The sequence below is a fragment of the Saccharicrinis aurantiacus genome, assembly GCF_947489045.1.
Lineage (GTDB): Bacteria > Bacteroidota > Bacteroidia > Bacteroidales > Marinilabiliaceae > Saccharicrinis > Saccharicrinis aurantiacus.
Map to the genome: position 1 here is coordinate 64,471 of NZ_CANLCN010000010.1, position 25,202 is coordinate 89,672.

The window sequence follows — 25,202 nt, forward strand, 5'->3', positions numbered from 1 at the left end:
AAACTAGCACTTTGAGCTAGCCCTATAAGAGCTGCATAGACGAATGGTACTATTGTATCGATAGATATAATATATTAGCAGTTAATTCATCTTGGTAATATATTTAAATATGAAAATTTCTTTTTTAAAGGAGTTAAAACAGAATGGTATCCATTTATAAGGAAATTTAGTTTCCAAGGCAAAATAATAAAGCACCCCTGTTTTAGGGATGCTTTATTATTTTTGATTTAAACTTGCGAATTCAAAATGCGCCTACTTGAATTTATTAGGATCTATAATGCGTAGCAATTTTTGCTAGTTGCCCAACAATTTTTATGGAGTCTTTCATTGATAATTTTGAACCATCCATATGCTCCCATCTTTTTAGAGGCTGCTCGCATATCATTTTTTTGGCTCTATCTGCACCATAAAATAATTTCATCCTCATAAATATCTCAACATCAAATAGCCAACGAGTAATAAAAACTGTTTTAAACATATTTGTAGCTACCTCTCTATCCATTACTTTTGCTCCACATTGGGTATCCTTAAATTTCATACCTAAAATAGCTTGAATAATTGCATTGATTGTTAAACTGATTAAAGCCCGAGAAGACTCTTTAGATATGTTTGCTCCCATTCTATCAATTCTGGAGCCACTCACAATTTTATAATTAGAGTGCTGTATGGTATCTACTAAATCTTTAAAATCCTCAAAATTAGTTGATAGATCAGCATCTAAAAAACCAAGATAATCTAATTCAAGATCTTTAGCTAAATGAAGTATACCCTGTCTAACTGCTTCAGCTTTCCCTCCATTTTTCTTTAAGTTTAGAACACTTATAATATCCTTATTCTTTCTTTGTAAATCTTCAAGAAGTTCCAAAGTATTATCTGTACTACCATCATTTACAAAACAAATATGATATCCAGTATTATACTTGCCAAAGTCAGCAAATTCCCCTCCTAATAACCGTTCTGCTTCATTATAACAAGGCACCACAACACCTATACAGTTTTTTTGTAACATAGTTACTTCATCAACCTCCAAATTGAGAGATGCTGGATGGGGTTGATTATTAAATATTCGCTTTACCCTAGCTGTTACCTCTCTTAAGCTAACGGGTTTCTTCATATAGTCATTAATCCCTAATTCAAAACCATCCATAATAATCTCTTCCTCTTGGTTTCCTGAGAGAACAAGTATTGGCACGTTAGACTCTTTTTCATTTCTAAGGTATTTTACCACCTCTAAACCTGACATACCCTCCATGTTAATATCTACAATAACCAAATTTGGATCTTCCTTTTCGAATAGTTTTATTCCCTCTGATCCTGATTGTGCTGTAAATACTTCATACCCCAATTGTGAAAATCTTTTTTGGATTGACATTAGAATGAGATTCTGGTCATCAATTGCTAATATTTTCATAAGTTAAAATTTTGATTAATGGATTATACGTTTTGTTATATGATAAGTAAGTGTTCCATGTATATGTGAGTTTATCTAACGTGCCTTTCGCTATCTAATTTATAATAAATCAATTAAGCAAACAACTTTTCTAAACATATTTGTAGTTCCTTATATTTTAATAAACAGCATATAAATCATTAATTCCCTTATGAATACTAAGATTAATGCAAATAATTATATTAAATACTCTATATTTATATATGAAAGTGTAATTCGGATGCTTATAAAACTTTATTGAATACCTACTTAAAAAAAGTTACTAGTCAATGAATACAAAAAACTCTTTATTATATATTGCACTTATAACAGCATTGGCATTTCATGGGTCTACTTTATTTTTCACATTAGAAAGTACATATGATGCGCTAATTCATTTGTTCTTTGCCGACCATTATGCAAATAGTTGGTTTGATCCTTGGGAATACAGATGGTATACAGGATTTACTGTGCAATCCTACCCACCACTAGTTCATCAGAGTATTGCTCTACTTTCTTATATTGCCGGACTAAAATTTGGATTATTTACCGTTGCTTTTTGTGGTATTATCTTATTCATTACAGGCATATATCGATTTGCTTTAATGTTAACTGGCAACTACAGTGTTGCTGGTTACACAGCTATATTAGCTTGTTTTTCAACAACCTTTATAGAAACGCTTCACCTTTTTGGGCAATTACCTAGCATCGTGGGTGTTTCTGTATTATTACATTCGCTACCTAAAATATATTTATGGATTAAAACAGGGAAAAGGGTAGAACTCGTTAAAGGGTTATCTTTAATTGCCTTAACAGTTACATCACATCATGTTACACCAATATTTGGTATGGTATTCTTCATTTTTCCACTTATAGGTATGGCTGTTATGGACTTGGCTAGAGAGCAAGTAGACTCCTTTAAAGCAATACGCCTTCTCCACTTTTGGATCGCTTTTAAACAAGCATTTTGGCGCATTGTAGTATTTGGTGGTTGTTCTTTATTTTTAATTGTATTTTGCATTCTTCCTTATTGGATTAATTCAAAAAAGAACCCCATAACGCAAGTTGCTATTCCACATGGGTCGCGCGATAATTTTATTGAAGTAGGATCTTCTGGCTTAGTATTTTTTCTAATTCCATGGGGAGTAATGCTTTTTATTATGCCCTATCTTTTTTACCGTTTCTTTAGTAAGCGCTATGTTTTCTTCGGTTTGTCTTTAGCCCTATTAAGTTTATTAGGTACTGGAGGTACAACACCTTTGCCAAGAATGATGTTAGGAGAAACTGCTTTCAATATACTTACATTAGACAGATTTACATTATGGGCTACCATTTTGGCCTTACCCATCTTTGGAGAGCTTGTTTACCGATTAGCAGAAGGTGATTTAAAAGCATTTTTCACAAAATACTTTAGCTCAATTTACCACAGGCTTATTGGTGGATTTATGGCGGTAGGTTTATTGTTTATGGTGGTATTTACAGTAAGTCTAAGTTACTTTAGACCATCGCAACCCGAGAAGATTAATATGCTTCCCATTATAAACTTTCTGCATCAAGATCAACACTACCATTGGCGCTACCTAACTTTAGGATTTGGAGATCAAATGGCCTGGTTGTCTGCACAAACATCAGCATTAACTGTTGATGGAAACTACCATTCTGCACGACGATTACCAGAATTGACAACAAGGGCAGTGGAACGACTTGAGAATTCAAAATTTAGAGGTATTGAAGGAATCGGTTCTTTGCAACAGTTTTTAGTTGTACCTGAAAAGTATAATCTGAAATATATTTTTTCTAACGATAAGTTTTACGATCCATTACTTTACTTCTGTGGTTGGCAGCGATTAAGTAGATTAGAAAATGGCATTCAAGTATGGGAGAAGTTGGGGGTACCCCCATTATCCAAAATTCTACCAAAAGATGAATCATCAAAGTATATAAACCTGATGTGGGGAATTAATCCCATACTTACACTAATTCTTGCTTTTATAATAAGTATACTAAGACGTTGGTATTTACAAATAAATCCTATGAAGAAAGGGTGTCCTGATTATTTAAAATTTACAACAAAGTATGAAAGGTTCCCAGGCAAACTTGCCTATTTTAATCATGTTTGGGCTTTTATGGTTATCGTATGTTTGGCTTTTGGTATTCACTATTACTACATGAGAAATACTTCTCACGTTAGTCCTGAGAATATTGTAAACGCATATTACGATGCCCTTGATTTTAAAGAGTTTGAACGAGCCTTTAGTTATTTAGACCCCGACTCTGGAGAGGAAATGGATATGTATATGCAAAAAATTGCTGTTACTGATGGATTATTAAGCTCATACGCTAAGTTAGACTCAATAGGAACAACTATAATTGATGAAAAAGATAATAAGGCAATTATTAAGGTTGTTGCAAAATGGGTTACTCCTTTAGAAGTTATTCAAAGAACTTACCGGAGAGAAGTTGTAAAGCACAATGCAAAGTGGTACATAAAGCCTTTAAAATATGGAAACTACATACCTCCAAACCAATTTTACTCCGGCAATAAAAACGAATATTATAACCATGGCCGCAGACGCATTACAACCCAACAAACCAATCACGAGGATGCTCTAAAACAACCAGTTATAGAAATTCTTTCAGCAAAATTAGTCCAGTTAGATAGTATTTATGCAATTGTTGGTGAAATTCAAAATGTAGATAATGTTCCTGCCGATGTAAACATTAAGGTTTCCCTTTATAATCAAAACGATCAAAAACTAGCTTCGTACAATTCAAAATATATGATTAAGCATAAACTAATGCCCAAAGAAACAAGCGTATTTAGAGTAGATTTTGAGGGCATAGCTTGGTCGGGAAATTCAGATACTAAACCCACAGTTTTTAATCCCGACGAGTTTACCAGTGTCGACTGGCTGGATAAACCACAAAAATTTAACATCCAATGCGAAGGAAATATTGCCATAACCGATTTATATAAAAGTTTAAATTTACAAGGGATCCAATTTATTGATAGCGTATACTATGGCTCTGTTTTTAACAGCGGACTTCAGGAAACAACTGTTCCCCAAGTAATCGTATCTTACTATAATACAGGGAAAGAACTAATTTGGATTGACAATATATTCATTACTGAAAGTGCACGAATTCATCGTCCACAAACTTTTAAATACAAACCAGTAGACTTATCTAATTTACAGATAATTAGTAGCGATATTAGTAATTGTTTTGTGAATGGTTTATCTAACAAAACAATTGGTAAGATATTATTTCCCTACAGAAATAACGACAATAAAGAGAATCAGTTATTATCTTATAAAAATGATAAATCGGCATATTTAAAATTTGAGACTAATAGTTACATAGGGAATCCTAGGTAAAATAAAAACATGTGTTTTTATGATAAAATGGAATACTAAAATTATATATTTTGCGTGCTTAATAATATTAATAGCTTGTACCAAAGCTAACAAGGTTGAGAGTAGTGCAATCTCATATGTAAGCTACCTAGATACAATTACAGATATTTATGCGGGCAAGCCTGTTGACCTTCGTTTTATCTATAAAGGAGATAGTGCAGTACATTTAATTATAAAAAATTCCTATGTGCAAACTATTCAAAAACCTTTAATAAAAGAGGACACACTAATTTTCAACGTAGATGATCGTATAATCAAAAAAGCAGGATTATGCGAATGGCAACTTGTACATAATGGTATTAGTTTAGAATCTGGCATAATTAACATATTGCCTATAAACCAATCACATAACAATCTAGAAAGTTACCTTGGACCTCGCAGTATTGTAGCTGGAGGTCATGATTTTTCGATGTTAGTTGTTGTGCCAACTGATATCTATGATAACCCATTAATAAATGGCAGTTCAATAATTGTAAGTGAACAATTTAAAAACAGAAGAAATAAGATAGCACTCAAAACAAATGATTTCTTGGTCCATCATAATATTTTTTCTACAAAACAGACTGGTCCTTTTTATATAGCTGCAGCAACAACAAATGGTGAGAGTAAGGAAATGGAAAGCAGCGTTACACCTGCCATACCAGACAACTTTAATATCTACAGTAAGTGTAATCATAATTATGCAGATGGCAATCAGTTAATGGAAATATACACTAGTCAGATTAAAGACATTTATAACAATACAATTAGCGATGGAACCATTATAAACTTTACTATTCATTCAAATAAAGATCAATTCTTTTCTGCCAGTGGAACCACTATTAATGGGAAAGCAAATGTTAAATTCTTGCATCCATCCGAAGCTCAATATTGGAAAATAAAAGCTTATGTAGATGGAGCTTCAAGCAGTAACACTATTAAGGTAAATTTTAAACAATCTACCTTGAATTACCAATTATCTTATGATACTACTCAGAGAATTCTAAAAATACACTCTATCTTAAGTTATATGGGTCAGAAACTACCTGATGGTAACATAGTGGAATGCAGAATAATAAATAAACAAGGTAATGTAACCTACGAAACAGAAGTTGATACCCAAGGTGGCACAGCTTTTATTGATCTTTCTACTCATTTCTTTGATGCTGATGTTTATGTTGCTGAAATAATTCTAATGGGAATTAAAAAAACTATTCAAATAGAAATTTATGATGATGTCTATTAATAAAAACCTTTACAGAGTACTTGTTATTATTTCTTTTTTACTAGTCAATGGAATCATAATTTTTGGGATTAGTTCTGCAATAGCATATATGAATACAGGAGCTGATCGCTCTAAAATATTAAATATAGCAACGCCGCAACAATTAAGCAATTCAATAAAGATCAATTGGGAAACGGCCAACTGTATAGGGCGGACAATAGAAAAACAAACTATCTTAAATATTGAAAAGGATTATCTTCAAGCTTGGCAACTAAAACACAATGCACTCAGAGACAATAACTTATACGGCATGAAAAACTACTATACAGATAGTGCATACCAAAATATTAAAAGGACTATACTTTCTAATAAAAAAAAGAAAGTTGAAGTTCAATCAGCTGCTTTAACTCATAATATCGATGTGAAGTTTTATAGTGCAGATGGACATATAGTAATATTAGAAGATAAAAATATTGAGTTAGCCTCTCATTATATTAATAATGGCAACACCATTGCTACAACACAAAATATTTGTGATTATAGAGCAATGCTACTTTTTGAGGATGGTTATTGGAGAATAAGACATTTAAAACTTGAAAAAATCAATGACCTTGAAGAATTACCTATACTACCCAATGATAGCGAACTATCAAGAAAAATATCGAAAACTAAAGGTCTTAACTATTATCCACAATCTTCACCCTGGAAAATGTTCGGAGAAGAATTTAATCCTAAAATTATAGATAAAGATTTTGCATTACTCAAAATTATGGGACTAAATACAATAAGAATATTTGTTCAATACGAAGAGTTTGGTAAAGAATATGTTGATCAAGAAAAAATTAAAAAGTTAAAAAAAACCCTCACTTTAGCGCATAATAATGACCTAAAGGTGATAGTTACGTTATTCGATTTTTACGGAAATTATGATGTGACAGATATAGCTCCAACATTAAAACATGCACAATCTGTAATTAATAGTATAAAAGAAGAGCCTGCCCTATTTGCATGGGATATAAAAAATGAACCTGATTTAGACTTCGAAACAAGAGGAAGAGCTAATGTTATTTTGTGGCTAAACGAAATGATTAGAAATATGCAAATTTGGGATACAAACCATCCTATTACAATAGGATGGTCAAATGCAGAATCTGCTGAATTATTAGCTTCACATCTACACTTTGTGTCTTTTCATGATTATCTCAACCCACAAACTTTTAACGAAAGAGTAGCTAAACTAAGTAATAGTATAAACAACAAAGCTATCATGCTACAAGAGTATGGGTATAGTTCGTATTCAGGCATTTGGAATGCCTTTTCTAGTTCTCAACAAAAACAAAGAGAATATTACAATCTAATGCAAAAACAAATTGATAAATTAAACCTTGGTTTTGTTTTTTGGACTCTTTACGATTTTAATCACATACCCAATAGTGTAGTTGGTTATAAACCATGGCACAAAAGCAAACAAAGCAGTTTTGGTATTATTGATAAGAATGGTAATAGAAAAGAAGCGTTCCCTTTATTTGATGGTCAATAAAAACCTTACCCATCAAACAAAGGGCCAATAAAATAACAATTAGTTAAATCTATGCAGTTTGTGATTTAACTTTCCCTACACGATTACCTTTATCTTTTAATACAATAAGTTTATTAAATTCTTCTACATATATTTCTGCAATTCTAGACATTGGTATGGAACAGGCAGCTTCATAATTGGCTACGCCAAGGTCTATTCTATATTGATCATTTACAAGTACCTTTTCAATTGCCTCCGACATTGAATCAACATCCTCAGGAATAAAAAACTCACCCTGATACCCTTCTTCTTTAACCAAAATACTCAAATCGCCTAAATCTGGCATAGCAACAGCCTTTCCATAACTCCCTGCTTGATGCAAAACACCAGAACTTCCGGTGGTAGAGGTATAAGGAAAAACGGCTATCGCGGCTTCACTAAAAATGACAGGTACATCTTCTTCAGCAACATAGCCAGTAAAACGAATTTTTTCAATATCACTATATTTTTTAGCAACACCATCTAAATAACCAGGAGTATTTGGACTATCAGTTCCGGCAATAACAATTTCAATATCCTCGGAGGTACGTTGGCGTACTTTCTCAACAGCCTCTATCATAGCTTCTACTTTCTTATAAGTTCCAAATTTACCAAATGACATTACTTGTTTAGGCCCGTTTGGAAGGTCATAACTAGGTTCGGGAGGCGTTTCGAAGGAGCCATGTGGTACTAACTTTACTTTTTTTGTTTTATATTTCTCACTCAATACAGTTACGTATTTACTAATGGTTACAGCTACAATATCTGAACTTAAAATAAATCGCGTAAGCATATTCCCTACCCCTCTATAAAGTCTCTTAAGTATTGGATTTTTAGTAAATCCAGCACTTTCTAAATCCACCTGTTCAAGAATATTATGCAACAGAGAAATAGTTGGTATTCCTTTAATTTTATTAACAAGAGGCAACATTAAGCCCAAGGCTGCAGGTATTTTTTTATCACCAAATTTTAAAAACTGTAGGTTAATAAAAACACAATCAGCCTTAGATTCTTTTATTGCCTTAGAAATACTAAAAAGATTATTATAACTATTAAATTCCCAACATTCCTTAATGGTTATTTTACACCCATCAGAAGAATGCACATTAACTTTTTCGTCTTGAGTTTTATCACATAATAAGATAATCTCGGTAATACCTTTTTGCATTTTAAAGTGCTGTAACAAATGATACCCATATTCATTTAAAGTAACCTTACTTGGTGGATAAGCTGTAACAATTCCTAATTTCATAGCTGTCAGTTTTACGTTGATACTTAATCTTTTATTATTAAATACTATGAGTACCTAAATGGCTACTCGTTATAAGATTATATTCTTCCTTTCTATTTGGTTTATCTTAAACCTTTAGATTTTGATCCATTTATAGTCAATAAAAAAAAAGCCAATTGTGCAAATAAAAGAATAGCCATGGCTATAATTTGCACATGTACAACTTCATATAAAGTATTATGAAAAAACACCACTAAAAAAACTTGTAACAAACCAAACAAACCAGACAGAACAACTGGTAAATATTGATCGAGTGATAAAAAGTAATAGGCAAAAATATTAGCCAAAGCAAATAAGGAAGTAGCTACTGCATATTGCCAAAGTAGCGGAGCCATGCTTAGATATGCAGAACCAAACATAAGAGTAATAATAAGGTTTGGGGCAAAATAACAAGTACATACAATAACAAAAGATAGTACTGCTATCATTGACATGTACTTAAAAAGTAATGGTTTTGTTTTTTCATTATTTTTATTCTTTTGAACAACTTTAGGGAGTAGTAACATTACAAACATCCAAGCCACGAAATATACAACCCTCCCTATTAAGGCTAAAGCAGAATAAAGTCCAGCATCCGTGTCATTAAAATAATGCTTAACAAGTAACACATCACTATTATTAATAATGATCTGGCTAAGTTCATACCCCGCAGTTACCATCATAAACCTATATATAGGTCTAGTATTTATATTCCTAACCTCTGACTTAGTAACACTTTTATAATTTTTTAGCTTTGATGGGTACAAACCAAATACAAATGATAAAAGGATACCTATAGCAACTATTACTGATGATTCAATACCCGTTAAATAAAGTAAAGAAAGAGTGATAACAAGCCTACTCAGCATTTCTGATTGATACGAAATAGATAGTTTCTTAAATGCCTGTTTTCCTTGGTAGGTACCCCTTATTACACTCATTATAAAATACAATGGCACACCAATTCCAAGCAATATAAATACTAATTTGGTTTGGGTATGAAATGTTGTTTGAAGCAGGGAAGAGAATATAATTAACAAAACACCAATAATAATACCAGCTATTGAAGATACTACAATTAAAAAATGACGTTGTGCAATCCAATTCTTATTTTCCTGTTCTACGGCAAATCGAGCAGTTGTTAACTGAAAGGTCATACCTAAAAAGGAAAGAATTAATAACAAGGTAATCTGTAAGGCAGCGTTCGCAAATTCAGCAGGACCTAATATCCTACCTAGCAATAGATTATAGAGATAATTACCTCCATTAACAAGTATTACACTTGCCATAAATATTTGTTCCTCACTAATCCTTTTTAAACTTAGCTGTATCATATTGGGCATTAGGCGTTAAACTTATTTTAAATTACACAAAAACACGAACATAAAAAAATAAATATGCTGATATGTAAAAAAAATATTGCCATATGTATTTGGTTGTTAACTAGCTTAATGTAACTTTAATTGAGCCAATTATTCTTTAATCATCATAATTTAGAAGAACATGAATATGATAGTCAAAATTCTAGCCTTAAGTTTTCTTTGTTGCATTTCAGTTCTAAGCAGAGCTCAGCTTAACATGAAAGAAGGATTTGATTATCTAGAAAAAGGGTCTTTTGCAAAAGCGGAGTCATATTTTGCCGAGGTTCTCAATAATTACCCTAACAATAAAACAGCCCAACTCTGTTACGGAAGAGCTGTTGGTTTAAATGGAGATCCTGAAAAAGCAATTAGTCTATTTCAAGATTTATTATTGATCTACCCAAAAGATTTAGAAATAACTCTAAATTATTACGAATCCTACTTATGGGCAAAAAAATTTGAAGAGGCCTTACCTCTGTATAAAAAATTAGTAAGTGACTACCCAAGCAACTTCACTGCGAATCTAGGCTACGCAAATACACTGAGTAATTTAAAAGAATATGAAGCCGCACTTTTGTGGATTAATAAGGCATTAGAATTAAAACCTCAAAATGCGAATGCAAAGGTATCACGCAAGTATATTAAGTTAGGATATGCCAATGCGTATAGCACACAAAAACAATATGCAAAGGCTGAAGAAATGTTACTATCAATATTTAATGATTTCCCAAACGATAAAGATGTACTTCTAAATTTAGCTAACCTGTATTTGGTTTCTTCCAATAAAGAGAAAGCAATTGATGTATATAGTAAGATGGCAATAACAAAAGAGGATTCTATTAAATCACTTGCCGGTATCAGCTTAGTGTACCACATTGCCGAAAAAGATAAAATAGCATTGAGCTATGCTACCAAAGCTAAAACAGAAAGTTTAAACACTAATGATTCTGTATCAAATATACTAGCTAATGAAAGATTTACACAAGCCTTAATTTGGAATAGAAAATTTAAACTAGCGGAAAACCAACTTGATAGTCTATCTAATTATCACAAAAATGAGAAATGGTACTTAGCACTTGTGGCCACTTTGGGCATGTACAAAAGTGAGTATGATAAAAGCATTGATGCTTATAATAAAATATTAGTTATTGATAGTGCATCATTTGATGGCAACCTAGGAAAGGCGAACGCTCTCTATGCTTCAAGTCAAATAAACAAAGCCTATCAATCGGCTTTTACCACCTTAGAGTATTACAATCAACAAAAGGATGCTTTAGCATTTATAGATAAGTTAAACAAACAGTATAGTCCTTATATACACGAGCAGTTAGCATTTACTTTTGATAATGGAGATAATAGTGCATTATGGAGCAACACTAGCCTTTACATTCCAATTAATGAGAAACTAACAACTTTTGCATGGTATAAATACCGTAAAACTCAAAATAGAAGTACCCTTTATAATGCAGAATCTAATACTATTGGGGCAGGAGCTTCGTATGTAATAAACAGTAAAATAAAACTTAATGGTCAAATTGGTATAAATAAAGCAAATGCTGATTCGTTAGATTACATGCAACCAACCATTGAATTAACAATGGCTATTAAACCTTTTCCCTTGCATGATTTATCGATTGGGTATAAAAGGGAAATGCAAAATTTCAATGCTGAACTAATTGCTCAAGAAATTGTAATGCAACACCTCAGTATGACCTATAATCTAGGTACAAATATAAACCTAGGTTGGTATACGCAAATGATGTATACTATACAAACTGATCAAAATAGTAGAAATCTATTATTCACCTCGGTTTATTATAACCTTCTGAGAAAACCATTACTTAAAACAGGTATTAATTATCAGTATATGAGTTTTAAAGACCAGCTACCAGCCGTATATTTTAGTCCGGAACAATACCATGCCTTAGAGTGGTTTGTTGATTCTCGAGGAAAATTATTTAAAAACACCAGCTATATAAGTAATTTTGCCCTAGGGCAACAAAAAGTTGAAGATGATGACCTGAGCACCTTATTTAGAGCTGAGGTAGGCTTAACTCAAGAAATAAGCTCGCGATTATCAGTAAATATATATGGGCTTTATAGTAATGTTGCGTCGGCAACTGCAGCTGGATTTGAATATGTTGAGTTTGGTTTAAAAATAAAATGGCAACTTACTAAGCTGCCATTATTTTATAAAAAATTAGATAAACAATAATATTACAGAAGATTTAACCTACGCATAATTTCTGGTCTGTTTGCCCTACTTATTGGGATCACAGATTTTTCAATTAGTATACTATTATCTTCAATATCTACAATTTTAGAAAAATTGATAATATACGATCTATGCACTTGTTGAAATAACTGTTCAGGTAATTTTTCTTTTATTTTCTTTAAGGTAGAGTGAACGCGATAAAGCTCTGTATTTGTTTTAACTTCAATATAATCCCCTTTAGCTTCAACAAATAATATATCACGATATTTTATTTTGATTAAGCGTCTGTCAATATTTATAAATAACTCGTCTCCTACTTCAGACTCTTCACTATTATTTACTGGAGAAGTAACTGTCGTTGTCAAAGAACTTTTGGCTTTTTCAATCTTTTTTATAGTTTTTTCAAAGCGATCAATTGTAACTGGCTTAACAAGGTAATCAATTACAATTTCGTACTCATAAGCATCTGAAGCAAAAGATTTATCCGATGTTGTTAAAACTATATAAGGATCGTACCTTAAGGTTTGTAAAAAATCAAATCCTGTAAAACCAGGCATGTGAATATCTAAGAAAATAATATCAACAGTTTCCTTATTTAAGAATTTAATTGCATCAATAGCGTTTGAAAATTCTTCTATAACATCTAAATTAGGAAACTTGCTACAATGCTTAGTTATAACCAATCGAGCTAATGATTCGTCATCAATAATTATACAATTCATTTATATGTCTTTAAGATAGGTTTCAATAGTATCTAAAGTAATAAAAAAATCTTGTACTAACGAAACGTTACCTACTTTCAAATATTCTTCGTGTGTAATGGCTACATTATATCCTTCTAATAAGCCTAAAATATTAATCTTATTTTTTAGTTTATGAACTACTAAACCTGCCTCTAAGAGTTCTTCTTTTTTTAGATGCGCTAGATATTCATCTCTTTCTTGTGGAAACTCAGATTTTAAAACACTTATAAAATGTTTTTCAAATTCCTTATCTCCATCAGCTAATTCTTCTAAGTACAATAAATTAGGTTGTTCCATGGCTTATTTATTTTTGGCTAATGTAAAATAAAACTCAGTTCCCTTGCCTTTAGCCGAGTCTAGGCAAATTTCACCGTTATAAATTTCAATAATCTTTTTAACAATTGATAAACCAATACCTGTTGATCCTTCTTTATTTCCAATAGTCTGAAATATATCAAAAATCTTTTCATGATATTCTGGTGGGATACCAGTACCGTTATCTTTAATCCTAAAGGTCCAACAATCTCCACTATCCCTACTCCCAATTTCTACAAGACCTTCTTCACATTCAATATGAGCTACTGCATTAGTTAATATATTTTGTAGCAACTGATGAATTTTTGTTTTATCAGCAATAATTGTTGGTAAAGTATTAACTATATTAATTTTAACATGCGGTGGTATATATATAATTTCTTCAATCTCCTTAACTACCTCGTTAACATCAACACTAGTATTTTTTGAGACATCATCCTGAATACTTGAATATTGTAAGATCCCATTTATGAGGTTATCCATAGCCTCTAACTTATCTTCCATAAGGTTTAGGTTTTGGATTCCAGCATCATCAAGCACATCTCCGTAATCTTCCTTCATCCAAGTTAAAAGGGCATTTAAACTACGTAAAGGAGATTTTAAATCATGTGATACAATATGAGCATACTCTTTTAAAGCAACATTACTGGATTCTAGTTGATTGAGTAATTGTTCCTTTTGAAGCTCAAGTTGTTTTTGTTCTGTTACATCTAAATGAATACCTATGGTTCCTACAACTTTTCCTGTCTCATCATATCTCGGAGCACCACTAATGAGCCAATAACGCCATTCCCCATCTTTATTTTTCACCTGTACTTCGTATGAATCAGAATGATGTTTCAGTCGTTCTTTGCTTTTACTTAAGAGAAGTTCTTTATTTTTTACCGATAATATATCCGCTCCTTTTTCGCCTAGTAGTTCTGCCTCTGAATAGCCACTCATTTGGCAAAAACTTTGATTGACCAAAAGTATAATATCATCATTATTAACCTCAATAAGGCCCAAATTCATATTGGCTATAATACTACTGTATTTCTCTTTTTGAATTTCGAGATTACGTCGGTAATTATTTCTTACCGTTACATCATTAAAAATCCATAAATGCCCAGTATATAATCCATTACTATAAATAGGTATATAATCTATTTCAATAATCTGGCCCCCATGCAATTCTATAATTTTACCAAGTACTGTTTTTTTCTCCTTAAGTAAAGTTTGAGTAAGTTTTTTAAATGAAGGTAAATCTACAATCCACGAATCCACTAGATCTGAAACAGAAGACACGTGTTTACCTAAGAGCTCGTCAGGTGATTTTCCTGTACTGAATAACTTACAGAACATTTGATTACTAAGAACAATATTTTGCTTCTTATCCTCAAGTAATACCCCCAAATGTAAATTAGAAATAAGCGATGATAACCTACTTTCCGATTCCTTTAGTAAATCTGCTGCTTCTCGTTCTTTGGTAATATCCTCCACTATGGCTACTTGATACTCCATAGTACCACTACTATCTCTTACCGCACTAACCGAGGTACGTGCTAAAAATTGAGATCCATCTTTCTTAGTATAACGCTTTATGAGAGTAAACTTATCAATGTCACCTTCTTCCATTTTTTCCATTAAACGAAGGGATTCATCTATGTCTTCAGGTGAAGAAATTTCTTTCACAATCATTCCTTCAATTTCAGACTTCGAATAACCTAGGTAATTTTGAAAAGCGTGGTTTGATTTTATTATCTCACCTTTATCTGTTAAAACAATTCCAAGTGGTGAGTTTTCAACAATAATATCCAATTGTCGTTTTTGTACTGCAAGTAATTGTTTTACTTCTTCTTCTCTAGTAATATCTCGTAATATGCCTTGTGCTGCAATGGCTTTTTTGTGCTTATCGTAAATAACGCTAGCATTAAGCTGAACAAGTATCTCTGATTTATCATTGGCAATAATCTTTGTTTTGAAGTTTTTTATAGTCCCAACTTCATATAACTGTTCAAATGATTTTTTGGATTGTTCGAGATAATCTGGGTGTATAATACTCTTTAAATTAAAATCCTCATCTTTAAAATTATATCCTAATAACGATATGGCAGCCTGGTTCATCTTTATCACCTTGCCACCAGGATCCATAACAATGTATGGATCGATAATATTGATAAAGACCCCTTCTAATTCAGATGTTTTTTCAGATAATAGATTTTCAAGTCGCTCATTGGTTTCTCTCAACTGCAATGTAAGGTCGTATAAATCTTTCGACTTCTCTTCTAAGATTCGTTCAGCCTGCTTTCTAGCTTTCTTTTGGCGCTCTATGCTTCGCTTTAATATATCTATCTCATTATTAGGCATTCTGTTTCGCTTCAAATTTCACCTTAGTTCCATCTTCTTGCAATAATGTATAAGTGATTGATACATCTTTACCAAAGTGACGAAAAGCTTGTTCCATCAAACCATGAGCTAGTGCATATAAACCTCTACTGGATTCATATATTGTAATAATAGAAGTATCTGTTTTCTCCAATACATTAAACGTTGGCAATTCGGCATCGGGATATAGTTTTTTTACGTGCACATGAATATGATCTTCGATGGATTGTATCATATTAATAGGATCTGTATAACTTTTTATCACTTCAGGATGTGCTTGCCCTAAACTATTAAACAGAAACTTACCAAACTCATACAATAAATCATTAATTGATATTTTTACTTTATCGCTTAAGTTTGATATTAGAGTGAGCATTTCAGAAAATTCATAAGTGCCCACAGAAGTGTATATTCCTTCTGATTCTAAATTTGCTTCTTCAATAATCTGATCAACTACTTCAAGACCAAAAGTTTCCTCCACCATTTCGAGGAATTCTGTAAATACAATACCCTTCATAATTTGAATGTTTAAGATTAAGCTTGTAATTATTATAAAATGTAGCTCAAAGTGGATTGAATATCTAAATTAGAACCTTGATTTCATTGGCTTCAGCATATTTTTATTCTTTATCAGTTACTATCTGATAAAAAATAAACTTTGCCAATATAAATCAAATTACCAATCTCAAAACTTTCCTTAAGACCCTTAACTACACCTAAATATAATTATTAACATCGGCAACATGAAGAGACTTTGCTATTTTTATGGCTTAACTAATGAATTAATTTCCCAATACTTAAAGATCTTATCCAAATTTTCTTCATAATCTGCATAGCGTAGAGGTTTTACTACATAGCCTGCAATACCAATTTTGTAACACTCGAGTAAATCTATTCTATTCTCTGAGGTTGTTAAAACTATTGTGGGCAAATATTTCAATACCTCATCTGCCTTCAGAATTTTAAGAAAATCAATACCACTCATACGCGGCATGTTTAAATCAAGCAGTATAATATCAGGTTTAACCTGATAAGAGTTTAGGTACTCTAAGGCCTCTTCGCCATTTTTAGCCTCAGCAATATTATGGTTACAATTTAACTTCTTCACAGCTCTGTGAAGCTTCATGGTCTCAATGGCATCGTCTTCTATAAATAAAATATTCATACGGCTTACATTATATAGTTTATAGTGTAACAAATATTCAAATATTTGAGGGATTACGTTTCTAACTATCGTTAAAATGCATTTAAGTATCGACGAATGGTAGTTGAGTTTCGATGAATAATTATAAGTATTTTACCACCCAATAATACTTAAACGGAGTAAGCTATACTCTACCTAAACGGTTTGGGTTTCTGATTTTGGCTTGCATTCACCGCTATTTCTAAAATCCTTTTCTTTCGGGTTTCATCGCGTTTAGCCGAGACTATCCAATACAGCAAAATCTTTTTTTCAGACTTGCTTAGCTTATCAAAGTATATTTTTGAGCCATTATACTTTTCCAATGCTTCTTCTAAATCCTGCGGAACTATTAGTGCCTCCACCGAATCCAAGAGTATCCAAGATCCATTTTCTTTGGCAAGCGCAATACTTTTATAACCGCTTGCTTGCATAAGGCCTTGGGCAATTAAGTTTTCTACCTTATCTTTATTAATTCTCGACCAATTACTTTTAGCCTTACGCTTGGTAAAATACTGCTTGTAGCTATTATTATCGATGGTTCTTTTTGTACTATCAATCCATCCAAAGCAAAGCGCTTCATTAACAGACTCACTCCAACTTAAATTATACTGGGGTGAATTCTTTTTGTAGAAAACAAGCCAAACCGCCTCCTTTTTATTGTGGTTTAATTCGAGCCATTTTCTCCAATCGCTTTTGTTTTTGGGAGTATAATCTTCAATGTTTTTCATAGCAAAATATTCTACCATTCCTTTTTCATGATGGCATATACAATATCATCTACCCATTCGCCATTGATAAACAAGCTTTCTTTAAAGTGGGCTTCTTTCCTAAAGTTTAATCTTTCAACTAAGCTAATGGAACTCACATTAAGTGGGTCTATTGAGGCAATGATTCGATGCTTATTTAGCGTGTGAAACAAATAGTCAATCACAGCTTTTAGTGCTTCGCTTGCATAACCTTTACCATGCTGATTCTTTGCCAAGGTACAGCCAATTTCTGCCTGCGCCGCATCAATAAAATGAATGCCTACATCACCAATTATTGTAGATGTTTTTATATCGATAATTACAAACTGAAACCAGGTATCTGCAATGTTAATCTCAGTAGAAACTTTAGCTAAAAAGGAGCTTACATCTTCAATAGTTTCAGGAATCCAGCCTTGATATTTATTCGTTTCAGCGTCTGATCGATAGGTAAATATTCCTGCTGCATCACTTGCTTTTATGGGCCTAAGAAGTAAACGCTCTGTTCTTAATTCTAAATGGGATTTCATACTGGTACTTTTTATAGCTTAGAGTAAGTTGTTTATTTAATTATTAAAGGTCAAAGTATATCTTAATACCTTGTAGTACATTAGCCACAGCCACTGATGAAAGAATAAGGCCCATAACCCTGCTGATTATTGCAGCACCACTATTGCCTATGTATTTAAATATTTTTGCTGAAAGAAGCATAAATATCAATGCGATAAAAATTACAGCCAACATCATTAATGCAGTTAACGATTGATCGGCAATACTGTACTTGCTATTTTCGGTTAGTAGAATGGCTGCAAGTATTGCCCCTGGACTGGCCAAAGATGGCATGGCCAAAGGGAATATGGCTTTATCTTCTTTTTTATCAAGATGAGATAGTTCTTCTTCAGGTTTACTTTCTCCAAAAATCATGGTAAGGGCAAAAAGAAATAGTACAATGCCACCAGCAATCTGAAACGTGGGCAAGGGAATATCAATTGCATTAATAATTATCTCCCCTAATACAATAAAAAACAACAATACTCCTGCGGCAGTTGCTGCAGCTTTAATTGCAATCTTCTTTTTATCATTATTATTGACAGATGCTGTTACTGCTATAAAAACAGGTATAGTACCAATTGGATCAATTACGGTAAAAAAAGTAATAAACGATGTTAATAAGGTATCTATCATATAAATATGGTTTTATTTAGCTTTACAATTATTTGTTTTGACCTAACCGAAATTAAAGATTAGGGGAATATTGGCTATCCCCGCTGATCGCACGAGTCTCATAGTTTACTTATGCTATGTATAACCACACGCGGGGACACGTGCGGCAGCGATAGCATTATTTTATTAATTATCATCAATTTCAACTTCTTCTTTTAAAACATCTTCAAACACTTTTAGTATTTCTTCTGGAGGTGGAGGTGGAGGCACTCTTTTTTCAGGAATGTCTAGCTCAACCTCGAAAGTCAATTTACATCCGCATGAGTCTAATGATGAAGTTTTATATAATTCAAACATTTCGAGAGCTACGTTTTTAAGCCTCACGGGAAAATCTCCTACATATCCCCAAAATCGTTTTGTTTTATTGTTGTTGTAGTCAATAATAATCTCCACGTATGGTGCGTCAACAGGTGGGTAAAAATCTGTAATATTGTTTTCAATATTTGCAATTCTTATTAAGCTTTCTAATTGATTAAATTGAGAATTAGTAATTACACCTTTACGGAACCCTTTCTTGTCTGAATATTTACCACCCCAAAAATCAAAGTTCAGTCCCTTATCTATTTTCATGGCTATTGCAGGACAATTCCCATAACACAAACTGTTTGAAAACTCAATTGTATCAACTCTCAAGTCTTTATCATAAAGGTATGTATCGTTATAAAATCTAAATACGTCTTGATATTTAAATGGAAATCCAAATCCTTCTATTTTCTCAATTACCAAACTGTCTGAGTCTACTTTTTTAATTTTCCCTACTAAATATTTATAAGTCACTCTATATAAGCTATCATCATTAATAACCTCGTGAAATTTAGTCTCAACTTTTGCAACGGAGCTAATTCCTTTGTCGACTATCCATTTTTTATAATATGATGTATCACAAATAATAATTGTGTCATTCGAAATAGAATAATTCGCAATCTTGTTATCAAAAAAATAAGAAACCCCTTTCTTAAAGTAAAGTGCCTGGTCTTTAAACTTTAGCAAGTTGCTATCATTGTAATTAACATGTAAATTCCAATATATCGAAGTGATACCTTTGTTTATCTGCTTTTGGTTTGAGCAACTAATCATTAAGACTAAAATCAGTGTCAATTGAATATATCTCATTGTAGGTTATTGTGTTTTATATGCAGTGTATTGCCACCTGAGTCTCATAGTTTACTTATGCTGTGCATTGTCTATATTTATTGCGCTAGGCTTATTTACCATTTACAAGAATCTTTGATTTAGGTCCAAAAAACTCCTCCCCTTTATTTAATGAAATAAGCATTTCTATTATACTAAAATCATTATTATAGGAGTATGTCTGTCTATTTGAAAACATATACTGGTAAAAATTGTATTCTCTTTTTTTCTTATCACTTATTTTATTAAATGGAGCAGTCAAATTTTCTGATATTTTAAAATAGTCTTCATCTAATATCGATAACAGAATGGTACTGCTAATTGGAAATATGATCTCTACACCTCTCATCCCAAATCCTTCGTAATATGGTTTCTGTTTCTGAATGTGCGGTTTTACAATAATCGGATTATCAGAAGTAAAGAAATCATTATTGTCATTATAATAAAATATCCAATGCTTATTTATTAATTGTTCTGCCATGCCGACAAATAAGTCAATATTTGCGAATATTTCGGAATGCAATATTGGGTCATAAGCTTTATTATATTGAACATTTATTTTATCAAATGAATCTTTTAATTCAGGTTTCGATTTGCTTAGAAAAGCTTTTATAATTTTCTGCTCTGCATTAATGTGTTTTTTACTTGCATCAGAATACTTCTCTCTAATATTTGGCATTCTTAAGTATTGAATAGCTATTAATTGAGCAAATAAATATTTTTCCTCATTGTTAAAAACCTCGAAGGATTTCCTATTATTAATCCACTTCTGTTGCTTTTCAACTATTTTTTCAAGAAGTTTTGTAAACAAACTTTCTACATTATTCGCAAAAAATTCTTTTTCATAAAACTTTGTTCCAAAAGGAATCTCGCTAAGATTGGTAATAAAAGATTCTGGTAATTCATAAAAAAAGTCCTCATATGCAATTTTGTCAACTGAATTTCGATATTGCTTCTTTGCTATTTTGTCATATATGAAAACATAAATGCCATTTGGAGAAAAATTCCTTAAATAACACTGAGGAACAAAGTGTTGTATCTTATTTTGGTTTTTATTCATAGAATTATCTTTATTTACTAAATTCCTCTAACTAGGGGAGAACTTATCAAATCTCCCACCAAATACACCCCACCATACTTCCATATATTCTACATACTCACCTATGGTTTCAATATAAGTCTATCGCTAGTGCTTATTTTGCTCATGAAACTAGCGAAAATTCTAGTCTATTTTGTTTTATAGGCTCAATTTTTACTCAAATTAAATAAGGTAACAACCATTTGTTATTAAAATTGAGAGGTATTTAATGATAACGATACAATATGATACGCCCACTAATACTTTTACAGTATCCCCTACACTTATGGGCATCCCCCCGAGGGATTGGCAATAAACTACTAAATATTTATGGCGTCCCCTAGGCAAATGGTGCCAAGCTACTAGCAATTTACAGCGCCCCCTAGACTAATAACATGCTCACCTAGAGGATATGGCACTCCCCCATATTTTCTTGTCGCCCCCTAGAGGTTTGCATAGTCCCCTAGCGGGATACAGCGCTTATTTTAAATAAAAAAAGGCTGCCGTAGTTGGCAACCTTCTTCGTACTTATACCTACAAGGCATAATCCTTAACTAACTTACGGTTTCCTTCTTTTTATTGCGTAAGTATTGTTTGCGTTTGTATTCGCTACTGTATCCGCGTAAGCGATCGCTGTTGCGCCAAAATAAATACTTGCCACAGCTACGTATTTCGTCTACATATCTTTTTAGCAAAGTATACATCTGATCTCTAATAATCATACTATCGCTAGCTTTAAGCTTTTCACCTATTATCACTAAATATCAATGCTACAAACTAGCAATACTTTTGCCTTTTGTTATATGAGTAAGGTATAAAAAGCCTTACTTTTGCAGCTATGAAAGTTGGAATTATAGGAGGTGGAGCAGCAGGTTTTTTTTCGGCAATTACTGCCAAAGAAAAATACCCCGAAGCAGAAGTGACCATTCTCGAGAAATCGAGCAAGGTATTGGCCAAGGTTAAAATATCGGGCGGCGGACGCTGTAATGTTACCAATGGCTGCACTTCAATAAGCGAGCTTTGCAAGGCCTATCCTCGCGGTGCCAAAACACTAAAAAAGTTATTCCATACTTTTAACACCAAACATGCCATGCAATGGTTCGAGGAACGCAGTGTTCCCTTAACCATACAAGACGATAATTGTGTATTTCCTGTTTCGCAGGATTCGCAAAGTATTATCGATTGCTTTTTAAAGCAGTGCAAGCAATTGGGCGTAAGCATTAAAACCGGACTTGCCGTTAGTGCTATTAACGAAACAAAGCAAGGCTTGCAGCTTTGTTTTTTAGATGATAAAATGCCTCCGCGCTTATTCGATAAGGTGATTGTTACCACTGGCGGATCGCCACAAGAAAAAGGTTTAGATTGGCTCAAAAATATAGGTCATGAAATTGAAGCACCAGTGCCATCGCTATTCACCTTTAACATGCCCAACGAAAAAGTAAAAAAACTAATGGGCGTGGTGGTTGAAGATGCTTTGGTGAGCATACAAGGCACCAAATTGAAAGCCAACGGTCCTTTATTAATCACCCATTGGGGCATGAGCGGACCAGCCATATTAAAGCTTTCGGCCTTTGGAGCTCGCCTGGCCAACGAGAGCAATTACAATTTTAAGGTTGCCGTTAACTGGTGCAATACCATCAACACCGAAGCCGTAAATGCGCACCTTAAAGAATTGGCCAATGAGAATAAAAACAAAATTGTTCAGAATGTAAAACCCTATGGTTTATCAGAACGTTTGTGGTTGTTCTTACTAGATAAATGCGACATTCCGCAAACTAAGAAATGGAGTGAGTTGGGCAAAAAAGGCATTAATAAACTGAGCAATATACTCACCAATGATGATTATCAGGTAGAAGGGGTTTCGAAATTTAGAGATGAGTTTGTAACCTGCGGTGGTGTGAGCATCAAAAGTATTGATACCAAAACCATGCAAAGTAAGGTTGTTGATAACTTATATTTTGCTGGCGAGGTTTTAGATATTGATGCCATTACTGGCGGATATAATTTACAGGCTGCTTGGACTACCGGATACGTGGCTGGGCAGCTCAATTAATTGAAGAGTATTATATGAATAGCTCCGTAGTTTTTGTGCAGTAGCCAGTAGTAAAAAACGGAACTATTCAGTATGATTTTCTGCTATCCGCAGGAAAGATTAATGCTAAGTTACAAAAGGCTTTGTAGCTTTCAACGGTATTACGTCGTTGCGAGGAACGAAGCAATCTTAAGGCATTTTACCTTTTGTTTCTCGCCTTGAGATGGCCACGTGCCTCGCCATAACGAGGCGCTTAAATACAAAGCTGTGAAAAAGAACAATCTAATAACAAACTAAATAATAACAACTTAGAATTAAAGTTACGAATCATTTAGGACGCTATTGGCCGAATCCTTTTTTATACGTATTCTAAAGCTTAATTTTGCACTCATGAACGGAAAAAACAGAAAAGATATAAGTATTGGTACCGAGGTTAACATTGTATTAAAGCAACACCAACGTACGGGCGAATTAACCCATGGTTTTGTAAAAGATATTCTGACTAAAAGCGCTTTTCATCCCCATGGAATTAAAGTTAGACTTGAAGATGGTGATGTGGGCAGAGTGCAAGAAATTATCGAGGAGGACTAATAAGCATAGTGAGTTAGTTTTTAAACTGTAGACAGTTGTGAAAATACAATGTACTGACTATATAATCTTAAAGTAGGACAAGCAATCAATACGCAACAGTTCGATAAAACCCTGTGATGTATTGATATAAGGAATTAACATCTAGTCTTATCAAAAACTCTACAGTCTTCTATCTTCAAACTAAACATCTAATTAAATACCCAAGCTAAAGAAATACCACACATGGAATATATTGAGTACGATATAAAGCAAAAAATTGAAGAAATACTTCATGATAGAATTGTAACACATAGTGTTGAGCTCAATTGCGAATTAATAGGCACATCACTCAATCGCATCTACGGCAGTAATGTGTACTATAAAGATGAAGTAAATGGCTTTATTGAAGTGATTGCCGATTTTAACTGCAAACTAGTGGATGTGCTAGGCAATAAAACCCAGGAAAAAGGGACATTCACAGGTAACTATAATGTGGATCAGAAACATTTTGAAGATTCTGGTAATTTTGTAAACTTTTAATTCGCCATAAAGCCCCTATTATAGTGATTAGGCGATACTGAATTGGCAAATGGTGCTAAAATTATTTATTATTGCCTGCGGTTCTAAATAATTTTCTATGAATGCACTAATTTTTGCCGCCGGATTGGGCACGCGACTCGGAAGTATCTCAAAAAATAAACCCAAAGCATTGGTCAAAATGGCTGGTAAACCTATGCTGCTGCATGCCATCGAAAAGCTATCTGCAGCAGGTGCAACCAATATTGTTGTAAATGTTCACCACCATGCCGAGATGATTAAAGACTACATTGCTACGCTTCATTTTACGGGTGTAGATATTTGTATTTCCGATGAGTCGGAAGAACTCTTAGAAACAGGTGGAGGCCTCTTATTTGCTAAGAATTTATTTATTCCTAACAAAGCCATTATATTATATAATGCAGATATTATTACTTCTGCAAACCTTGCTGAGATGATTGCGTATCATAAGCAGAAAAAAGGCATTGCCACATTAATGGTTAAGGATAGAGAAACATCGCGCTACTTCTTATTTAATAAGGATATGAAGCTTTCGGGATGGAAAAACATCAATACCAACGAATTTATATATACTCGAAAAGCTGAAAGTTATGAGTCACTTGCTTTCTCGGGTGTTCATATTGTAGATTATTCGATATTAAATTTGCTTGGCGATGTCAGAAAATTCTCAATTACAAATGGATATCTTGATTTATCAAAAGAACATTCTATTTTTGCATGGAAATGCTTAAATAATTATTGGTTTGATATTGGAACACCTGAAAAGTGGGAAAAAGCCAATGATTTTATGAAAAAACAATAAACTCAT

General features: G+C 32.9%; 22 protein-coding genes. 8 read left to right on the plus strand and 14 right to left on the minus strand.

Features of this window, described 5'->3' with window-relative positions; all coding sequences use genetic code 11:
* Positions 1-265: 265 nt before the first annotated feature.
* Positions 266-1,411: a response regulator gene (locus tag QMO11_RS12760; RefSeq protein WP_282037641.1), complete on the minus strand. Its 1,146-nt coding sequence runs from the start codon at positions 1,409-1,411 to the stop codon at positions 266-268.
* Positions 1,412-1,719: 308 nt separating this feature from the next.
* Here QMO11_RS12760 and QMO11_RS12765 point away from each other — a divergent pair, with 308 nt between their 5' ends.
* Genes QMO11_RS12765 through QMO11_RS12775 form a run of 3 tightly spaced genes read left to right on the plus strand, consistent with a single transcriptional unit; the run spans position 1,720 to position 7,589 of the window.
* Positions 1,720-4,806, plus strand: coding sequence for a hypothetical protein (locus QMO11_RS12765; RefSeq protein ID WP_282037642.1), 3,087 nt, complete (start codon positions 1,720-1,722; stop codon positions 4,804-4,806).
* Between the two features lie 19 nt (positions 4,807-4,825).
* Positions 4,826-6,070, plus strand: coding sequence for a hypothetical protein (locus tag QMO11_RS12770; RefSeq protein WP_282037643.1), 1,245 nt, complete (start codon positions 4,826-4,828; stop codon positions 6,068-6,070).
* Complete coding sequence (locus tag QMO11_RS12775; protein WP_282037644.1) at positions 6,060-7,589, plus strand: glycoside hydrolase 5 family protein; 1,530 nt, start codon at positions 6,060-6,062, stop codon at positions 7,587-7,589. Before QMO11_RS12770 ends, QMO11_RS12775 begins: the two co-directional genes overlap by 11 nt.
* 49 nt (positions 7,590-7,638) lie before the next feature.
* On the opposite strand, the gene QMO11_RS12780 is transcribed toward QMO11_RS12775, so the two are convergent.
* Complete coding sequence (locus tag QMO11_RS12780; protein WP_282037645.1) at positions 7,639-8,859, minus strand: glycosyltransferase; 1,221 nt, start codon at positions 8,857-8,859, stop codon at positions 7,639-7,641.
* A 101-nt stretch (positions 8,860-8,960) separates the two neighbouring features.
* On the minus strand, positions 8,961-10,220 hold the full coding sequence (locus QMO11_RS12785; RefSeq protein ID WP_345741862.1) for an oligosaccharide flippase family protein: 1,260 nt from the start codon (positions 10,218-10,220) through the stop codon (positions 8,961-8,963).
* A gap of 235 nt (positions 10,221-10,455) precedes the next feature.
* On the opposite strand from QMO11_RS12785, the gene QMO11_RS12790 reads away from it, so the two are divergent.
* On the plus strand, positions 10,456-12,453 hold the full coding sequence (locus tag QMO11_RS12790) for a tetratricopeptide repeat protein (RefSeq protein ID WP_282037646.1): 1,998 nt from the start codon (positions 10,456-10,458) through the stop codon (positions 12,451-12,453).
* Positions 12,454-12,455: 2 nt separating this feature from the next.
* Here the strand turns inward: QMO11_RS12790 and QMO11_RS12795 are convergent, their stop codons facing one another.
* The 11 genes from QMO11_RS12795 to QMO11_RS12845 all read right to left on the minus strand — a co-directional run bounded on the left by QMO11_RS12795 (position 12,456) and on the right by QMO11_RS12845 (position 21,956).
* Positions 12,456-13,175, minus strand: a complete 720-nt coding sequence (locus tag QMO11_RS12795) for a LytR/AlgR family response regulator transcription factor (RefSeq protein WP_282037647.1) — start codon at positions 13,173-13,175, stop codon at positions 12,456-12,458.
* Complete coding sequence (locus QMO11_RS12800; RefSeq protein WP_075602079.1) at positions 13,176-13,493, minus strand: hypothetical protein; 318 nt, start codon at positions 13,491-13,493, stop codon at positions 13,176-13,178. It lies immediately after the preceding gene.
* A 3-nt stretch (positions 13,494-13,496) separates the two neighbouring features.
* Entirely contained in the window at positions 13,497-15,857 is a 2,361-nt protein-coding gene (locus QMO11_RS12805; RefSeq protein ID WP_282037648.1) for a PAS domain S-box protein, read from the minus strand.
* Positions 15,850-16,392, minus strand: a complete 543-nt coding sequence (locus tag QMO11_RS12810; RefSeq protein ID WP_282037649.1) for a heme NO-binding domain-containing protein — start codon at positions 16,390-16,392, stop codon at positions 15,850-15,852. Before QMO11_RS12810 ends, QMO11_RS12805 begins: the two co-directional genes overlap by 8 nt.
* A 246-nt stretch (positions 16,393-16,638) precedes the next feature.
* Positions 16,639-17,040, minus strand: coding sequence for a response regulator (locus QMO11_RS12815; protein WP_075602076.1), 402 nt, complete (start codon positions 17,038-17,040; stop codon positions 16,639-16,641).
* 170 nt (positions 17,041-17,210) lie between these two features.
* The gene (locus tag QMO11_RS12820) at positions 17,211-17,786 is read right to left on the minus strand and encodes a YdeI/OmpD-associated family protein (RefSeq protein WP_282037650.1); all 576 of its coding nucleotides are present in this window, start codon (positions 17,784-17,786) and stop codon (positions 17,211-17,213) included.
* Positions 17,787-17,797: 11 nt separating this feature from the next.
* Positions 17,798-18,331, minus strand: coding sequence for a GNAT family N-acetyltransferase (locus QMO11_RS12825; RefSeq protein ID WP_282037651.1), 534 nt, complete (start codon positions 18,329-18,331; stop codon positions 17,798-17,800).
* 43 nt (positions 18,332-18,374) lie between these two features.
* Positions 18,375-18,986 (minus strand): MarC family protein, encoded by a 612-nt coding sequence (locus QMO11_RS12830; protein ID WP_282037652.1) that lies wholly within the window; start codon positions 18,984-18,986, stop codon positions 18,375-18,377.
* Between the two features lie 165 nt (positions 18,987-19,151).
* Positions 19,152-20,138, minus strand: coding sequence for a DUF6438 domain-containing protein (locus QMO11_RS12835; RefSeq protein ID WP_282037653.1), 987 nt, complete (start codon positions 20,136-20,138; stop codon positions 19,152-19,154).
* 91 nt (positions 20,139-20,229) lie between these two features.
* On the minus strand, positions 20,230-21,216 hold the full coding sequence (locus QMO11_RS12840; RefSeq protein WP_282037654.1) for a DUF4238 domain-containing protein: 987 nt from the start codon (positions 21,214-21,216) through the stop codon (positions 20,230-20,232).
* Between the two features lie 572 nt (positions 21,217-21,788).
* Positions 21,789-21,956 (minus strand): hypothetical protein, encoded by a 168-nt coding sequence (locus QMO11_RS12845; protein ID WP_171973151.1) that lies wholly within the window; start codon positions 21,954-21,956, stop codon positions 21,789-21,791.
* A 116-nt stretch (positions 21,957-22,072) separates the two neighbouring features.
* Here QMO11_RS12845 and QMO11_RS12850 point away from each other — a divergent pair, with 116 nt between their 5' ends.
* From QMO11_RS12850 to QMO11_RS12865, 4 genes are all read left to right on the plus strand, one after another.
* A complete protein-coding gene (locus QMO11_RS12850; protein WP_282037655.1) occupies positions 22,073-23,287 on the plus strand; it encodes a BaiN/RdsA family NAD(P)/FAD-dependent oxidoreductase in 1,215 nt (404 codons plus the stop codon).
* Positions 23,288-23,656: 369 nt separating this feature from the next.
* Positions 23,657-23,857, plus strand: a complete 201-nt coding sequence (locus QMO11_RS12855) for a YwbE family protein (RefSeq protein WP_075602069.1) — start codon at positions 23,657-23,659, stop codon at positions 23,855-23,857.
* A 222-nt stretch (positions 23,858-24,079) separates the two neighbouring features.
* Positions 24,080-24,376: a hypothetical protein gene (locus tag QMO11_RS12860; RefSeq protein WP_282037656.1), complete on the plus strand. Its 297-nt coding sequence runs from the start codon at positions 24,080-24,082 to the stop codon at positions 24,374-24,376.
* Between the two features lie 97 nt (positions 24,377-24,473).
* Positions 24,474-25,196, plus strand: a complete 723-nt coding sequence (locus QMO11_RS12865) for a nucleotidyltransferase family protein (RefSeq protein ID WP_282037657.1) — start codon at positions 24,474-24,476, stop codon at positions 25,194-25,196.
* Positions 25,197-25,202: the final 6 nt, after the last annotated feature.

What these genes read in the sequence shown, in the direction of transcription:
- QMO11_RS12800 (WP_075602079.1), bottom strand. Translation starts at nt 13,493, where the DNA reads ATGGAACAACCTAATTTATTGTACTTAGAAGAATTAGCTGATGGAGAT.
- QMO11_RS12765 (WP_282037642.1), top strand. Translation starts at nt 1,720, where the DNA reads ATGAATACAAAAAACTCTTTATTATATATTGCACTTATAACAGCATTG.
- QMO11_RS12760 (WP_282037641.1), bottom strand. Translation starts at nt 1,411, where the DNA reads ATGAAAATATTAGCAATTGATGACCAGAATCTCATTCTAATGTCAATC.
- QMO11_RS12795 (WP_282037647.1), bottom strand. Translation starts at nt 13,175, where the DNA reads ATGAATTGTATAATTATTGATGACGAATCATTAGCTCGATTGGTTATA.
- QMO11_RS12825 (WP_282037651.1), bottom strand. Translation starts at nt 18,331, where the DNA reads ATGAAATCCCATTTAGAATTAAGAACAGAGCGTTTACTTCTTAGGCCC.
- QMO11_RS12790 (WP_282037646.1), top strand. Translation starts at nt 10,456, where the DNA reads ATGAAAGAAGGATTTGATTATCTAGAAAAAGGGTCTTTTGCAAAAGCG.
- QMO11_RS12780 (WP_282037645.1), bottom strand. Translation starts at nt 8,859, where the DNA reads ATGAAATTAGGAATTGTTACAGCTTATCCACCAAGTAAGGTTACTTTA.
- QMO11_RS12855 (WP_075602069.1), top strand. Translation starts at nt 23,657, where the DNA reads ATGAACGGAAAAAACAGAAAAGATATAAGTATTGGTACCGAGGTTAAC.
- QMO11_RS12830 (WP_282037652.1), bottom strand. Translation starts at nt 18,986, where the DNA reads ATGATAGATACCTTATTAACATCGTTTATTACTTTTTTTACCGTAATT.
- QMO11_RS12865 (WP_282037657.1), top strand. Translation starts at nt 24,474, where the DNA reads ATGAATGCACTAATTTTTGCCGCCGGATTGGGCACGCGACTCGGAAGT.
- QMO11_RS12820 (WP_282037650.1), bottom strand. Translation starts at nt 17,786, where the DNA reads ATGAAAAACATTGAAGATTATACTCCCAAAAACAAAAGCGATTGGAGA.
- QMO11_RS12840 (WP_282037654.1), bottom strand. Translation starts at nt 21,216, where the DNA reads ATGAATAAAAACCAAAATAAGATACAACACTTTGTTCCTCAGTGTTAT.
- QMO11_RS12860 (WP_282037656.1), top strand. Translation starts at nt 24,080, where the DNA reads ATGGAATATATTGAGTACGATATAAAGCAAAAAATTGAAGAAATACTT.
- QMO11_RS12815 (WP_075602076.1), bottom strand. Translation starts at nt 17,040, where the DNA reads ATGAATATTTTATTTATAGAAGACGATGCCATTGAGACCATGAAGCTT.
- QMO11_RS12810 (WP_282037649.1), bottom strand. Translation starts at nt 16,392, where the DNA reads ATGAAGGGTATTGTATTTACAGAATTCCTCGAAATGGTGGAGGAAACT.
- QMO11_RS12805 (WP_282037648.1), bottom strand. Translation starts at nt 15,857, where the DNA reads ATGCCTAATAATGAGATAGATATATTAAAGCGAAGCATAGAGCGCCAA.
- QMO11_RS12845 (WP_171973151.1), bottom strand. Translation starts at nt 21,956, where the DNA reads ATGATTATTAGAGATCAGATGTATACTTTGCTAAAAAGATATGTAGAC.
- QMO11_RS12785 (WP_345741862.1), bottom strand. Translation starts at nt 10,220, where the DNA reads ATGCCCAATATGATACAGCTAAGTTTAAAAAGGATTAGTGAGGAACAA.
- QMO11_RS12835 (WP_282037653.1), bottom strand. Translation starts at nt 20,138, where the DNA reads ATGAGATATATTCAATTGACACTGATTTTAGTCTTAATGATTAGTTGC.
- QMO11_RS12775 (WP_282037644.1), top strand. Translation starts at nt 6,060, where the DNA reads ATGTCTATTAATAAAAACCTTTACAGAGTACTTGTTATTATTTCTTTT.
- QMO11_RS12770 (WP_282037643.1), top strand. Translation starts at nt 4,826, where the DNA reads ATGATAAAATGGAATACTAAAATTATATATTTTGCGTGCTTAATAATA.
- QMO11_RS12850 (WP_282037655.1), top strand. Translation starts at nt 22,073, where the DNA reads ATGAAAGTTGGAATTATAGGAGGTGGAGCAGCAGGTTTTTTTTCGGCA.